Here is a 1,161-nt window from a genome sequence, read left to right on the forward strand (position 1 = left end):
GGGGGAAACCGTTCACCGTCGCGCTCGATATCGCCTCCGCCGGCGCCGCGACCCTCACCATCACAAGCGGGGTGGTGGCTTTCCTCACCTTCCTGTCGTCATTCAATCCGCAAGTGAGTCTGAACGCCGAGTTCGGTGCGCAATTGGGCCGCTTTCTTCTCGACACGGAGCTGGGACGATCATGGCTTATCACCGTGATCCTCGCCTCGGTCGTGACAGTCCTCGCATTCGCTGTTCGCAGCAATGGGGCGGTGATGTTCACGACCGTGCTCGCGATCATCAGCCTGATACCCATGGCCACCCAGGGTCATTCGGGTGAGCTCGCCAACCACGATCCCGCGGTCATGTCCCTCGTCCTGCACGTCATTTCAGCAGCGATATGGCTCGGCGGTCTCATCCTGCTCGTCGCCGCGCGACCCATCAGCTCTCCGCACGAACTCGAGAACCTGCTCCGCCGGTACTCGACGGTGGCACTCATCGCGTTCATCGGCGTCGCCATCTCGGGATTCGCGCGGGCGCTCACGGCCCTCGGCCGGTGGGAAGACGTGGCCTCACCGTACGGCATCATCCTCTTCACAAAGATCGGCGCGCTTTTGGTCATGGGCGTCCTCGGTGCCGCCTACCGCCGCCGACTCATCGCAAAGGCCAACGAGGGCCGTGGCGCCTTCTGGATGATCGTGAGCGTCGAACTCGGCTTCATGGGTGTCGCGAGCGGTGCCGCCGCCGCCCTCGCCCGCACCGCCGCCCCCGCCGATACGATCACGCCGCCGCAAAACACCGCCGCGGAGATCCTCACCGACGCGCCCGTCCCGATCGAACTCACCCTGCAGAGATGGTTCACGGCGTGGAGCCCCGACCTCCTCTGGGTGCTCGTCGCCAGTTTCGGAATCGTCATCTACCTCGTCGGCGTCCGACGCGCACGGCGCCGCGGGAATCCGTGGCCAGCCAGGCGGACGATCAGCTGGATTGCCGGGATGGGGGCGCTTCTGTGGACGACCAGTGGCCCGCTCGCAGCCTACGACGACTCGCTCATCAGTATGCGATTCCTCTCCGTCCCTCTCCTCGGCCTCGCCATCCCATTGCTCCTCGTCTTCGCGGCGCCGATCACACTCGCAACCTTGGTCATCTATGCACGGGACGATGGAAGCCGAGGACCGCGCG

1 protein-coding gene is annotated in these 1,161 nt (G+C 65.4%); it reads left to right on the forward strand.

Annotated features, from left to right (window positions below; translation table 11 throughout):
* Positions 1-113: 113 nt before the first annotated feature.
* On the forward strand, positions 114-1,161 hold a 1,048-nt coding region (locus tag J7E68_RS18910), incomplete at its 3' end, for a cytochrome c oxidase assembly protein (RefSeq protein WP_215175088.1).

Origin of the sequence: Microbacterium sp. ISL-103 (assembly GCF_018613995.1) — a bacterium.
Lineage (GTDB): Bacteria > Actinomycetota > Actinomycetes > Actinomycetales > Microbacteriaceae > Microbacterium.